The sequence below is a fragment of the Saccharicrinis sp. GN24d3 genome (assembly GCF_052400645.1).
In the GTDB taxonomy this organism is placed as follows: Bacteria; Bacteroidota; Bacteroidia; order Bacteroidales; family Marinilabiliaceae; genus Saccharicrinis.
The window spans coordinates 168525-183439 of the sequence record NZ_JBQTGI010000003.1 but is presented as its reverse complement, the minus strand read 5'-3'; the positions used below and the strand labels follow the sequence as shown (position 1 = coordinate 183439).

Here is a 14915-nt window from a genome sequence, read left to right as displayed (position 1 = left end):
TTAATTTACAAATTATTTTTTTGGTCTTTGTCCAGATGAAGCTGAAGCGGAGCAATTTCCTCGCCCCAATAAACTGTGGTATGTGGGAACGGAATTTCAATATTGTTTTCATCGAAAGCAATTTTTAGCCTTTTTCTGTATTCCCTGCCTATCGCCCATTGCATAATCGGTTTTGTTTTAAACCTTGCCTTGATAACCAAAGCACTGTCGGCAAAATCATCCAGGCCCATAATTTCAATAGGCTCAATAATCTTTTCCTTAAATTCCGGGTCGTCCTGTAATTCTTTTCCGGTTTGCTTCATGATTTCCATCACCTGGTTGACATCTTCCTTGTAAGCTACCCCAATATTAAATACCATGGCCGACCATTCTTTGGTCATGTTTGATAAGGTGTTAATTTTTCCGTTCTGGAATACATGAACCACTCCGGAGAAATCGCGCAAGGTGATAGTCCGCAACTCAATTTTTTCAACCAGACCACCCGTACCGTTAATGATGCCTACATCACCTGTTCTAATCTGGTTTTCAAGCAGTATAAAGAACCCTGATATTACGTCACGGACCAGTTCCTGCGCGCCGAAACCAACCGCCAAGCCAATAATACCGGCACTAGCTAATATTGGCGCTATATTGACACCAATTTTTTGGAGGATAATCATAATAACTATCGTGATTAACACAACCTTTGTGACCCCGTATATAATTCCGACGAGGGTATTGATTCTCTTTTCAGCTTCGTTTGAATCAATATGCTTGTTTTTTTCTGCACGATGAATTAATGTCCTCTTTAAACGTTTGAAGGTAAACTTAATGATTTTGATGGCCACAAAAAGAGCAATCAATAAGACAATGATGACAGGGAGTTCCATGATCAACCATTTTTGAATTTTCGAAGCCTGTTCGGCGAGCAATTGATTATCAATTAAATCAAACATTGGATTTATTATTTTAAAGTTATTTTTTTTCTTGTTATGTTACCTGGCAACAAAAGCGTTATCCTTATAGTTTTTTATTTCAACAATATCTGCTGGCAAATAGATACCGTTTTTATTTAAATCTTCCATCATTTTTATAATAACTTTGGATTTTATGTTTAGATGAAATGCCCTTGATTTTGACTCGAAGGTATCTATCCAGTACTGAACCCTGACATTAATGGTACTGGCGGCTAACTCATCCACTACTACCACCGGTTTTTTTTCTCCTTGCAACACTTCTGTAATATCACCAAGGGTATCTTTAATTATTTTTATAATCCCTGTTAAGTCCGTGGAATAATCAATGCCCAATACCACCTCATAACGCATGAAGCCATCAATGGTATAATTAAAAAGGGGAGCCTTGATGATTTGCGAATTAGGGATGTAGACATCCTTGCCATCAAGGGTTTTCACAATGCTCTCGCGCATGTTTAGTTCATTTACATACCCTACCGTACCAACCGTTTCAATTAAATCGCCTATTTTGAACGGACTTTTAAACGCCATCAAAATTCCGGCGAGAAAATTCTCGCCAATATCCTTAAAAGCAAATCCTATAACAAAGGTGGTGATGCCTGCTCCAGCCATTATATGCGCTGCGATACCGCCCAGTCCGACAGTATTCAGGAATAGGACAAAACCTATAATGGTTATAATTAAAGCAACGATTTTACCTAAGAAATCTGCCAACAAGGGGTTTTTGGTTTTTGGCTTAACACGTTTGGTAACTAACTTCTTAATCATCCAGGATATAAACATGAAAATCAGTAATATCAATATTCCGATGCCAATTTTAGGAATCACCTCAATGAATTTTCCGATCATATAATTAAAATCAGTCATACGTGTTAATTTTTAAATAGGTAAATAATTATGGGCTATTTTATTAAATTCAATCAATTGCGTTTGCTCCCATGTTTTATCGTATGCCAGTTCTTGCGCCAGCAATTGAGCTACTCTTGGGGCAATGATCATGGCTGCTTCGGTATCCAGGAACAAGAGCCGTATTCGTCGGGCAATAAAATCCTCAATGCACCTTACCATCTCATGCCTAACCGACCACACCACTTCCCCTTCCAAATAAGGGTAATCAAGGTGCAGTTGATTCCTGTAACTTGTTTTTTCTTCTAACAAAACCTGAAGCCTCGGGGCGTCCGAGCCATAGTAATGCAAAGACCCGAATATTTCTGCATGCTGATGGTATCCATGCATTTGCAAATGTTCCGTTACCGAGGGCTTCGGATTTAAGTCTCCGATTAAAATGGCTTGATCAACAACATCCTGTGCCATCTTTCTGTAAGTAGTCCATTTTCCGCCAGCAATGGACAATAAGCCGCTGCGTGAAATATTGATGGTATGCTCCCTTGAAATGGAAGCCGTATTGGTTTCTCCGCTATCCTTCACCAAAGGCCGAAGACCAACAAAAACACACTTGATATCACTCTGCATAAGGTCTTTGGTAAGATATCGAGCGGCATGTGTGATTAAAAAATCAATTTCCTCAGCCTTGGCAACAGGCTCCAAAGGGAATTCATCCACTGGTGTATCGGTAGTTCCAACAATTATTTTATCGTACCAGGGCACGGCAAACAAAACCCTGCCATCATCGGTATGGGGGACCATAATTGCACTGTCGCCCGGCAAAAAACTTCTGTCCAATACAATGTGTACCCCCTGACTACTTGTCATTATGGGAATAGCATTTTCATCATCTAATGTTCTTATTGAGTCGGTAAACACACCTGTTGCGTTAATAACCACTTTTGAACGAACAGCGTACTTTTCAAATGTTTCCTGATCCTCAAGAACAACACCGCCAACTATATTCTCCGATTTTCTCAGGGAAACCACCTTCATGTAATTCATGACCGTGGCACCTTGCTCCTGTGCCGTTTGCGCTAAATTTATAAGAAAACGGGCATCATCAAACTGTCCATCATGATATTTGACACCTCCCCTCAGATCTATAGCTTCCACGGTAGGAATATGCGCAATGGTTTCTTCTCTCGAAAGAAATTCCGAAGCACCCAAACCTTCTTTCCCGGCCAACATATCGTACAACTTTAACCCTATCCCGTAGAATGGACCTTCCCACCAGTCGTAAATGGGTACCACAAATTCTAAATCGCTTACCAGATGTGGGGCATTACGCCGCATGATTCCTCGTTCTTTTAATGCTTCTAAAACCAATGAGAGATTACCTTGCTGCAAATAACGCACCCCCCCATGAGCAAGCTTTGTGCTTCTGCTGGATGTTCCTTTTCCAAAATCCGACTGTTCAACCAGTAAAACCTTATAACCCCGGGAGGCGGCATCAACGGCCGTACCTACCCCTGTCGCACCTCCGCCAATGACCACAATATCCCAAACTATTGAACCGTCCTTTATTTTGGATAATTGGTTATCTCTTGCCATTGATTCTTGTTTTTATAATGGTCATCACATTTTTATATTTTACCCGGGTATTATAAACCATCGATTGAACACTATATAATGTTTTATTCCATATGTTTCGTTTTTCTTCACCAATAAAATCAGCTATTATTTTAGACACCTCCACCGTCCTTAGGTAACCAAAAGACTTATGCGGATTTTTTTTCCCATTGATTTCATAATCATTGCTGACGATAAAATCAACCGGAAGAACTCCCCATTTATTGGTCGTAAAATTATCGTATAACTTATTGTCCAAGGCTACCTTATCAAACACATCTGCTATATTAAACCAACTTTTGGTGATGCTTGATGGGGATGTTATTGCAGCCGTGTAGTTCAATGTTTTTTTTTGTTCGGCTGCTATTTTACCGACAACAACAGGTAAACCAAGGGGGGAACCCATAGTGATTAATGTGTTTATTTTCATTTCGGGAATGACAAAGCTTAATACATCGAAGGCAACAATAGATCCCATAGAATGGGCTATGATTAATATCTCGTGGTCGGGATATTTTTTTATACAGTCAACTAATCTTTTCCTAATCAAATTGCGGGCTTTACATGTAATGTCATTTGAATCCTTACACTCCACAGTATAATAAGCATCCAAATCTTTAAAAAACGATTTAAGTATTACGTCATATATAAAGCTATAATTTAAGGTATTATCATCATTTAAAAAAACTTTATTCAACTGTTCTGTGACAAAATCGAGAAATGATTCCCGAAATGAATTGTCTTCTTTATTATAATTGTTATTTCCTACTAATGATTTTTGATAAGGTTCATTTAAGAAACATGGGCTTTCATCATCTTTTTCCCATTTGTTTAGTGGTTTTTCATACAAAATATCAGCCCAGTAAACCAATTCGAAAACGGGAAGGCTTTTGGAAATATGATTCCTTTTTAATCCTTCGTTAATGGCATCCTTCCACCATTTCTGAAGCAAATATTTAGGTGGTTTATTACCCAGACCATGAATGCCGATGATTACTTTCTTCATTTGATTACTAATATAGAAATACTTATTATTTGTACCATTAGCAACTTATCTGCTAGAGTCCACGCTTTTGGTTAAGGTATAATTGTTGTTTACGATAATTATTAAAGCTGATCAATGAGCCAGCCCGCCTTATCGGAAGTTATAGCATCCACTTGCATAGCAAGCAGGTTCCTGGCAGATTTTATATCATTCGTGGTCCAAGTATAAACCAATAATTTACATCTTTTAACCTGTTCCACAAAAAGCGCATTTATTTTTTTACCAGCCCAAACATCCACTCCGTCCAGCTTATGTTGTTGGAGTTTGCGAATAATTTTTTGTGTATTCACGTATAACATCCAGGCCGGCAGATAATAGTCTAAATCCAATAACCATAGCACTTTATTCTGAGGCAATAGCTTTTTAACTTTTGGCAATATCTTAATGTTAAACGATATGATTTCGATTTGGTGAGCAGCCAATCCAGAACTTTTAATGACATCCACCAATGGTCCAATAATTTCAGAATCACTTTTAATTTCGATTATTAATTTACCGTTTACAGGAACAGTTTTCAATACTTCTGATAGCTTGGGGATTTGCTCTCCTCGCCATTTTTTTCCTTTGTAAACTCCTATATCCACTTTTCTCAATTCATCAAGTGTCGACTTGGCTATTACATTATTGATGTCACCTGTCCGTTTTGTGGTTTTGTCGTGCATTAGTATTACTTGATTATCCAGCGTTAATCGAACATCCACTTCAACAGCTTTTACTCCTTTGTTCCAGGCAAGTTGGACAGAAGCTAAAGTATTTTCCGGAGCTATAAATGATTCCCCCCTATGGGCAATTATCATTTTATCCTTTTCAGTATCCATCGGTATCGAATGATTATATTAGGTGTAAAAATGGTTGTTTATGCATACTACCTTCGATATATTCTTGGTTAAATATTTCTTTCAGTTTCCGCTATAGTGTAAATTGATGAACCAGCCCCCTATTTCCATTTTCGTTTAAAGATCAAATCAAAGCCGGAATTGCTGTTTTGGTTGGTGGCCTTTAAAACTATGTTTCTAAGGAATTCATATTCCAACATCATTTTTTCGGTATTTACTGTTTTTGTTTTTTTGTCCAAAAGGAAAGCTTGTTCATAACTTAAATAAAGCTTGTTGGTGATATATTTACCCAAGGTCACATTGCTTGTTTTCCAATTGTTCTCGCCGGTTATTTCAATCACGTCTAATCCGGTTGATTGCTTCAACGATTCCTTAACGACAAATGATAGTTGGTCCAGGACAAGGCCCATAGCCAATTCTTCACCGCTGAAAACCTTACTTTTTTGGTTGCTGCTTAACTGATCTGAGCTCTTTTTAAAAACAATATAAGCGATGGCATCCTTTTCAGCTATCTCGTCATCATCCAATACGAATTCCATGTCTGGTTGCAACATTCTTCCGGTAATATGAATTTTCAGTGTGCGCAGTTCCATTTCTATATCCCTGAATTTATAAAGGATGGTGAAGTCCACATATGGATTTAGCTCTTTCCCTCCGGTAAAAGTCAATTCACCTTCCTTGATATTGAAGTTTCTTCCGTACATTTTGTAGGATCCTTTCCTTACTATCATATTCCCCACAATATCTATATCTTCTGTGGTTTTTAGGAACCGCAGCGAACCGTTCATTTCAAAATTCATATTTTTTCCGCGAACCCAGGTGTTGGAAGGTATCTTTAAATCTATCGTACCCCGCAAGTTTTTGAATATGGTGGAGGATGAAATCATAAAATCAGATTTAATGGAGTCGGGCATTCCGGTATCGTTTTGTTCTTCACCCATCGCCTCCAGCAGTAACGGTGGGTTGGGATCGTCGGTTTTTTGATTAGCATATTGCGTTAAATAATCGGCGTTTATTCGCGAACGGTTAAGTGTTACCTGACCATTCAGGATAGGGTGTTGACTGGAACCCACGATCACCATATCGGCATCCATGTTCATATCCATCCTATTGGATCTTAAGGCCTGAAAGCTAGTAGTTTTTAATTTTATAAAAATATTGCTAGAATCGGTAGACAACCCATTTTCCAGGTTAAGGTACCCGTTCAAATCAAGCTTGCCTTTTTTATTGGTCTTGGCACTCAATCCGTTTAGTGTAACCAAACTCTTATAAACACTGGCGTTTAGGTGAATATCCTTATAGTAGGCACCCAACTCACTATCTTCAAATAGTCCTTTCGTTAATTTAAATTCCCCATTAATCATGGGATTAGCGATAGTATTAGAAACCTTGATGTTGGCAAATGCAAAACCTTTAATAATGACATTTTCTAAAGGATTAATACGGTACATGGCATTCACGTCAAGGCTGTCTACATGCAGGGATGCCGAAAACAAAGGGGTATCACGTAATAAATAGATACTATCGCTGAGTGACAAGTGCAGTGGAATGCTAAAAGATGTTCGGATAGGTTGACCGTCTTTTTTGTTAAATATACCGGTATGCGTCAGCAGCTGGTTTTCATAATGCTGGTTGGTGGTGATTTTATCAATACTATATTCGTTAATATTAAGTTGCTCGATAGAGGTTTGATTGTGGATGATAGGATAATGAGCGGTTCCGGTAAGATGGGAATAGGAAGATAAGCTTCCTGATAACCGGAAGGGTACATGGCTTTGCAGCGGCACATGGCTTAAATCAAAGTCTTGAATATCGATTTTCAGGTTTTGTGCTCCATCAAAAGAGAAAACGCCGTGTACGCCAATATTTTGAATTCCTGAATTTAAATTGAATTGATGTACATAAATGTTTTTGGGATTAAGATTGATATAGGTAGAATCCTGGTTGTTGGCCCATTGTACCCCGTTATAATTAATGTCTAATTGATCCACCTGAAGTGTGGGGCTTTGAAAATTCACCAAACCTCCACGAAATGATGCGTTTAACGAATCGTTTACTTCCAGTGTAAGTTGGGTATTTATTATATCCTTGGTAAAATCACCGGTTAAATCCAATGCTTGAAGGTGATAGGAAGTATGGCTTAAATCTGTTGATTTAAGGGTTACTTCACCCTGATATATTTTATCCGAAACATTTAACAGGATATGCGCATTACTGTTGCCTATCCGCAAAGAATCGTATTTAGCCCGATCCAGTGCCAGGTTAATATCAACGTTAAAATCTTCTGCTTTTCCGTTTATCTGACCATTCAGTGTTCCCTGCAATTCAATACCTGGAAGATTAAACTCGGACAACAATGGGCTTATGTTTCTGGCCTCAAAACCAAAACTGATATGATTGCTTTTTTTCAAGTTACCTTTACCTTGGGCCGTTAAGCCAAAATAAGGCGTATCAAAATTTAAGCCAGTGAAACGATAATCACCTTGTTTATAATTGGCCTGAATTTTGAAATCATCGATGGGATAATCCAACAGCATGGAGTTATTGGAATTAACTACCACATCAGCCATTAAATTATCTAATGATGTACCTGTACCAACAACTGAAATGGTACCGTTTAAAAGGGTGTAGATGGAATCAATGCCCGGCAAATGCTGTACGTTTAAGTTGCGGTACCTGGCTTTAACATTATATTTAGGCTGGCTAAAAATTGTAGTGAGACGATAATTGAGCTGAATATCCCCAAAGGAAGCCAACGTGCTTAATTCACCCTTTAAATCCCCTCTGTTTTTCGTACTATTTACTTTTAGATTACGGAAACTGTAATTATCATACATGATCTCTTTAAAACTGCCTTCCAAAGTTATTACACTCTCATGCATATCAAATCCTTTACCCTGCACCTGCATTTTACCGGTAACATGGGATTTTAAGGTGGGATCGTTCGTCCAATAAGCACCGTTAATCCCTTCTAGCAAAAGATTGCCTGAATATGTTGGTTCGCCGTGCCAATCGGATAAAACACCTTTAAGTCGAATTGTTTGCATCGCCTGTTTAATGCTGGCCTCCAGTGTATACTTATCCGAATTACCCTCTAACAAAAAATAAAGGGTTGGGCTACCGTATAATTTTAATCCCGGCAACAAGGCATTAAAATCCGAGAAATCCAACGGGGCAATATTGATATGGGCAGTAATTTTATTCTTCTCATTAAATTCAATATCTCCATCGGTTTTAGCCAATGTGCTGTTTAACTGCACCACTATATCAGTCCAATTCAGTTTATCCAATGTTCTATAGAATTTTCCGGACAACTTAACCACCTTAAAATCCGGATTTTGTGTAGCCAAGTCGAATGCTTTAAGATCTACTTCAAACTGATCACCGGAAAGTTGCAAGGAGGTCTGCAGATTAGATTCAATATAATCCGGAACAGATTGGTTTTTCTCCAGCATATTAATGTTGGAAGTAAGTTGGGACAAGGTGAATTCTTTAATATTCAGATCAAATGTCGAGCCATTGGTCTCCGAACCTTTTTTATCACTTGCTACAAAAACATTAGCCAAATTGAAAGTTGAATCTTGTTCCTGGACCACATTAAGATGCAGCCTGATTATTTTTAAGTGGTTAACCTCAACTTTATTTTGCAGCAAACTCCAAATCCGGTAGTCAATATGCATCGTCTGACAGCTTAATAAGGTATCGCCACCTTGACTAAGATGGATGTTCTCAAGGCTAAAATCAGAAAATATATTTCCCTGTAATGATTCAATGATTAATTCACCATGCATATTTTTGCTGGCCTGGCTGGATACTATATTGACAATAGTGGTATTTAAATACCCAAACCTAACTAGCATTAACAGCAACAGTAAAAGGCCGATTATACCTCCCAACACATATGACGCTATTTTTATTATTCTGATGATCATTATTTGATACTTAAAAGGTTTGTCCGATTGAAATAAAAAATTGGAAATCAAAAGCGTCTTTAATAACCGGAGATGCCATGTCCAAACGGATGGGGCCTATAGGTGATTTAATCCTAAAACCCAAACCGGCATTATAGTGTAACGAGGCCATGGAATACTGGTAAGAATCTGACCAAACATTTCCAACATCCATAAAAACAACGCCTCCAAAAATATCGTAAATAGGAAACCTCAGCTCAGCGCTTGCTTCCATAAGCGTATTTCCCCCAATGGCAAAACCTTCCTGGTCCACCGGTGAAATACCATGTCTGGTCCAGCCTCTTAACGAGGAGGCCCCTCCGGCATAAAACCTTTCTTCAATAGGTGTTTCGTCCGAGTTTTGGATGTTTTGAATCACACCTGTTTTAAAACGTAAAGCAAGGATTAAATTTTCGGTTAATGCCGAATAATTACGTAGCGACAATTGAAACTGGTAATATTGAATATCATGGCCAAATCCCAGACCTGCATAAGATAATGTACCATCCATTTTATATCCCTGTCTAGGATAAAACCTGTTGTTGGTAGAATTGTACACACTACCAACAGTGAGGATAGATTTGTCATGTTTCAGTTCGCTTTCATCCAATTGCAAATCATTAAGTTCAGTCAGGTTGTCGCGCTCAATGGCATAAGTTAAGTTCACTTTTATTTTTTTATTCAGAGGATACAGGAAATTTATTCCACCGCCCACGCGGTCTATCTGATAGCTTTGTTCCCTTTCTCTTATGAAAAAAGGATTAAAAGAAAAATCCAGGTTATTCAGGAACAAGTCTGGTTGAATAAAATTGAGGTCAATGCTTAAGGGAACAAAATAGGAAGTTTTGCCTTTCAATATCAGCCTTCTAGCGCCGCCCAAAAAACTTAATCGTTTCATCTCTCCCGATAATCTTAACCTGTCTTCGGTGCCGTACCCCACCCCCCCCTCAAAAGCGTAACGCGGAAGTTCTTTTACAATGACTTCAATAGGTATGTTATTCTCGACAACACTGTCTTTCATCGCATTGATAATCACATACTGAAAAAGATCTGTATCAAATATATTTTCCTGTGTCTTGTTTATTTTTTCCTGGCTGTACAAATCAGACTTTGATAATAAGATGCGTTTTCTGATAAATGTCTCTGGTATCAGGGTATCGCCTGTAATGTTTATATCACCAAAAAAACTCCGATTACCGGGATCAACCTTAAAGTAGACATTTACAGCCTTTTTCTGTTTGTCAAATAGGATTTGATAGGTAGTTTGCAGTAAAGGGTAACCTTCATTTGAAAAATTCTGCCGGAGTATGTTCTCTGTTTTAAAAACATCAACATCCTTAAATCGTTGTTTTTGCTTTAATGGGATTTTGGTTTGTGAGTAAGCAATTATCGCCTGTGCCAGGCTATCCGTTGAACCCTTAAAATGTATGGAATCAACAGTTACATATTCATTTTCAAGAATGGACACAAGGATGTTAATATGCTTTTTATGCTTTATGGTATCGAGCGAATAGCTGATTTCAGGATGTATAAAGCCATTGCGGATGTAGTAACTTTTTAACCGGTCAATATCGTTTTTTAGAACAGTCAAAGCAAACTCCGGTTTTTTCTTCCAAAATAACAACCTATTCAATTTTTGGCGCGGAACGGTATTAAACTGTTCCAGAAGCACTTCTTCTGATAAGATACTATTCCCGGTAAAATCCAGGCCTCTAATACGATACAGCTTCTGCGAGTAGGCGGAAAGAGCTGGGATCAGCAAGGTGATAAAAAATATAAATTTCAGTGCATTACGCATTATTACTACCGTTTCTATTCATCTGTGTTAACATCATTCATCTATCTCCCCTGGAAAATGAACAGTAGTAATATAATAAATTTTAGAACATAGTTTTATAAAAGTTGATCGAAAGTATTTTACCGGGGGATACCGCCAATAATGACTGGGTATATTTGTTAGCGTAGTTTTACAGATAGCAAATTGATTATGCCATGATCAGGTAGTCAAACATTTAATACTATGATATTTATCCCTTAGGTATTATGGTACACCTAAGGGATTATTTATGGCCTATATTACTTCTGCTTCATTTTCTTTAAAAAAGCAGTGATTTCCGCAGGCTCTGCACGATTTCTGTAATCGCTGTCTAAAAATGCATATACTATTTCCCCATCGGTATTAATAATATAAGTGGCCGCTAATGGTAGTTCGTTTGAATCATCCCCATTGTATGCGTTTAGATCAAATTTTTCATTATATATTTTGGCTACATCATCGGTTAATTTAAAAACCACACCATAGTCTTTTGCTACTTTATTACCCATGTCACTCAACACCTCAAAAGCTAAATCATGTTTTTCGCTAGTGCTAATAGATTGGTCAGGAATTTCTGGCGTTAGCGCAACTAAATTAGCGCCTTGCGCTTTAATATTGGGTAATTCTTGCTGTAAAAACTGTAAATTGATATTGCAGTAAGGACACCACCCCCCTCTGTACCAAACCAAAACAACAGGTCCTTTTTGCAAATAATCCTGCAATGACACTGCTTTTCCCAGTGCATTTTTTAAGGTAAAACCTGGGGCTGAATCTCCTACATTTTTAGCAGATTTTAATATGCCACTTTCCTTTACTGCTTCTAATCCTTCTTTATAAATTTGTTTCGTTTTTTCGTCGGCCTTTTTACCAAAACTTATTTTACGCTCTTCCAATACTTGGGATTGTGCAATGCTTACTTCCATAGGTTCTTCTTTAATTATAGATGATTTTTTGCCGTTTTTTACATCACAGGCATTCATTACGCTTAATAACATACAAATACTTAAAATATTTATAATCTTCATAATTCATGTGTTTTATTGAGTGACTACTATTGATTGATTTGCTTTTCTATTAATAATATATGCATTGAGAATTGAAAAGAATATGATACCTATGGCAATATATACCAAAGGCCATTTAGGCTGAATACGCAAAAAGAATTCTGCCAACAAAGCACCTACCATGGTAATAAAACCAAATGTATTGGCAAAGACACTCAATTTATAGTAACTCAATGGCGAGAAAAAATATTTCTTACCCATAAATAAAGTATAAAGAGCAGTGGCCATGTATGATAAGCACAAAATTGAAATTTGGACGCCTGTAATTAACCTAAAAAAAGTAGGATTTATGCTTAATGGTTTTGCCATTTCGATAAACGCATTGACTGAAACTTCCCAACCTGCTAATTTGGAAATGGAAAATCGAATTAATACAATACTCATTAGTAAACTACTTACTCCAACTACTATTTTTTCTATTTTATTCATGGTATTACATTTTATTGTTTCTAAACGATTAGTTAGTTATTGTTTAAATTTTTTTAAATATTCTTAAATATGTGACTTATATAGTTCTTTAATTGTGTGTAAGTAAATATTTTGGTAGCCGAAGAAAATCCGAACATGGCGATAAATAAATAATCTGCTTTTTCTTGCACTTCTTCTTCGCTATAAGTAATATTTTCCCTTAATTTTTCGGCAAAAACATCTCTTATTCCAGTGGTATAATAATTTAATAACTGTTGAATTTCCATATTGTTTTCTACTATACATTCATTGGCCGTATTAGTAATAAGACAACCTTTTTGCGAATCACTTTCTTTCGAGAAATTGATAAAATCGTAAAAATATTGTTGTATAGCTTTCACACCACCTGGTGTGTTTTGTAATTTTTCTACAATGGAATTTAGTTTTTGGGCATAACATTTTATGCTTTCTTGCAATAAGCCACTTTTACTACCAAAACTAGAATAAATAGAAAATTTGTTAATCCCCATTTCTTTCTCTAATTGTTGCATAGAAGTAGCTTCATAACCATTTTTCCAGAAAAGATTCATAGCCCTTTCCAGCACCTCTTGTTCGTTATATGCTTTATATCTTGGCATTTGCTTCAAATTATTTGACAAATCTAAACATTTGGTTAGATATAAACTGTTAATAAATTGTTAATGTTTACAAACAAACCTCATGGAGTCAATAATCATTATATTTGAATTGTTTGAAAAAAGATAATTTATTGTGTTACCATTTTTTTTTTTCTAGTCTAAAAAATAAAATTTTAATTTAGAATTTGTTTGGATTTGAGAAAATGGAAAATGAAATAAGCAATGTTCAGCTTAGTTACTTAAATATTAATGATTACGCCGAACTCAAAGAGGTCATGATTAGTTCGTATCATGCCTTAGATAACGCGTATTGGGCGCCGGAAAAAATTGAAAAACTTATCGATATATTTCCGGAGGGACAAGTAGTCATTAAGGTAAACGAAGAAATTGCAGGTTGTGCACTAAGCATAATTGTAAACTCTTCCGATTTAGAAGGCCACCATACCTATGGTGAAATAACCAGTAATTACACTTTTGATACGCATTCGGATGATGGAGATATTCTGTATGGAATTGATGTATTTGTAAAGCCCGAATTCAGAGGTTTAAGGTTAGGCAGAAGATTATATGATTATAGAAAAGAACTTTGCGAAAGGCTCAATCTTAGAGGTATTTTGTTTGGAGGCAGAATTCCAAATTACCATAAATATTCAAAGGAAATTACGCCCCGGCAATATATTGAAAAAGTAAAGGCAAAGGAGATAAACGATCCGGTTTTGAACTTTCAAATATCAAACGATTTTCATCCCGTAAGAATTTTAAAAAACTATTTGGAAGGCGATGTTGAATCGGAGGAGTATGCAGTGCTATTGAGGTGGGATAACGTGTTTTTTGAAAAACCGAAAACCAAAGCAGCATCTATTAAAAAGATAGTGCGGATTGGAGTTGTTCAATGGCAAATGAGGCCCTATAAAACATCACAGGAGTTGTTGCAACAGGTTGAATATTTTGTAGATGCTTTAAGCGGTTACAAAAGTGACTTTGCCTTGTTTCCCGAGTTTTTTAATGCACCTCTTATGGCTGCATATAATCATCTCAGCGAACCGGATGCCATTAGGGAATTGTCTAAATATACCGAAGAAGTTATACAAGCTATGTCCAAACTGGCCATCAGTTATAACATCAACATTATTACTGGAAGCATGCCCGAACTGGTGGACAACAGCCTTTTTAATGTAGGTTATTTGTGCAGAAGAGATGGTAGCATTGAGCGATTTGAAAAACTACATGTCACACCCGACGAAAGAAAAGTATGGGCATTACAAGGGGGCAGTGAAGTAAAAACGTTCAATACGGATTGCGGTAAAATAGGAATTCTTATTTGCTATGACATAGAGTTTCCCGAACTATCGAGATTGCTGGCAGATGACGGAATGGAAGTTTTGTTTGTGCCCTTTTTAACAGATACACAAAACGGATACTCCAGGGTAAGAAATTGCGCCCAGGCCAGGGCCATAGAAAATGAGTGTTATGTGGTTATTGCAGGTAGTGTGGGTAACCTGCCTAATGTTCACAACATGGATATTCAGTATGCACAGTCAATGGTATTTACGCCATGTGATTTTCAGTTTCCAACCAACGGAATTAAAGCGGAAGCAACACCAAATACCGAAATGATATTAATTGCGGATGTAGACCTGGATTTATTAAGAGATTTAAGAAACCATGGAAGTGTTAAAAACATGGCGGATAGAAGAAAAGACATATATAATTTAAAACGAATTAATCAACATTGATGCTATTTA

The 14915-nt window shown here is 36.9% G+C and carries 11 protein-coding genes; 1 reads left to right on the top strand and 10 read right to left on the bottom strand.

Annotated features, from left to right (window positions below):
* Positions 1-5: 5 nt before the first annotated feature.
* The 10 genes from ACT29I_RS05330 to ACT29I_RS05285 all read right to left on the bottom strand — a co-directional run bounded on the left by ACT29I_RS05330 (position 6) and on the right by ACT29I_RS05285 (position 13170).
* On the bottom strand, positions 6-935 hold the full coding sequence (locus tag ACT29I_RS05330) for a mechanosensitive ion channel family protein (RefSeq protein WP_430931090.1): 930 nt from the start codon (positions 933-935) through the stop codon (positions 6-8).
* 39 nt (positions 936-974) lie between these two features.
* Positions 975-1823 carry a mechanosensitive ion channel family protein gene (locus ACT29I_RS05325; protein WP_430931091.1) on the bottom strand — a complete coding sequence of 283 codons (849 nt, stop codon included), beginning with the start codon at positions 1821-1823 and terminating at the stop codon, positions 975-977.
* 12 nt (positions 1824-1835) lie between these two features.
* Positions 1836-3395 (bottom strand): glycerol-3-phosphate dehydrogenase/oxidase, encoded by a 1560-nt coding sequence (locus tag ACT29I_RS05320; RefSeq protein WP_430931092.1) that lies wholly within the window; start codon positions 3393-3395, stop codon positions 1836-1838.
* A complete protein-coding gene (locus ACT29I_RS05315) occupies positions 3382-4419 on the bottom strand; it encodes a PGAP1-like alpha/beta domain-containing protein (RefSeq protein WP_430931093.1) in 1038 nt (345 codons plus the stop codon). Before ACT29I_RS05315 ends, ACT29I_RS05320 begins: the two co-directional genes overlap by 14 nt.
* 101 nt (positions 4420-4520) lie before the next feature.
* Positions 4521-5276: a glycerophosphodiester phosphodiesterase family protein gene (locus ACT29I_RS05310; RefSeq protein WP_444792852.1), complete on the bottom strand. Its 756-nt coding sequence runs from the start codon at positions 5274-5276 to the stop codon at positions 4521-4523.
* A 119-nt stretch (positions 5277-5395) separates the two neighbouring features.
* On the bottom strand, positions 5396-9226 hold the full coding sequence (locus ACT29I_RS05305; RefSeq protein WP_444792851.1) for a translocation/assembly module TamB domain-containing protein: 3831 nt from the start codon (positions 9224-9226) through the stop codon (positions 5396-5398).
* A 10-nt stretch (positions 9227-9236) separates the two neighbouring features.
* On the bottom strand, positions 9237-11042 hold the full coding sequence (gene bamA / locus ACT29I_RS05300; protein ID WP_430931096.1) for an outer membrane protein assembly factor BamA: 1806 nt from the start codon (positions 11040-11042) through the stop codon (positions 9237-9239).
* 278 nt (positions 11043-11320) lie between these two features.
* Positions 11321-12085, bottom strand: a complete 765-nt coding sequence (locus ACT29I_RS05295; protein ID WP_430931097.1) for a peroxiredoxin-like family protein — start codon at positions 12083-12085, stop codon at positions 11321-11323.
* 12 nt (positions 12086-12097) lie between these two features.
* Entirely contained in the window at positions 12098-12553 is a 456-nt protein-coding gene (locus ACT29I_RS05290) for a hypothetical protein (RefSeq protein ID WP_430931098.1), read from the bottom strand.
* A gap of 53 nt (positions 12554-12606) precedes the next feature.
* Positions 12607-13170 (bottom strand): TetR/AcrR family transcriptional regulator, encoded by a 564-nt coding sequence (locus ACT29I_RS05285; RefSeq protein WP_444792850.1) that lies wholly within the window; start codon positions 13168-13170, stop codon positions 12607-12609.
* A gap of 203 nt (positions 13171-13373) precedes the next feature.
* Here ACT29I_RS05285 and ACT29I_RS05280 point away from each other — a divergent pair, with 203 nt between their 5' ends.
* On the top strand, positions 13374-14906 hold the full coding sequence (locus tag ACT29I_RS05280; RefSeq protein WP_430931100.1) for a carbon-nitrogen hydrolase family protein: 1533 nt from the start codon (positions 13374-13376) through the stop codon (positions 14904-14906).
* The last annotated feature ends 9 nt before the right edge of the window (positions 14907-14915 follow it).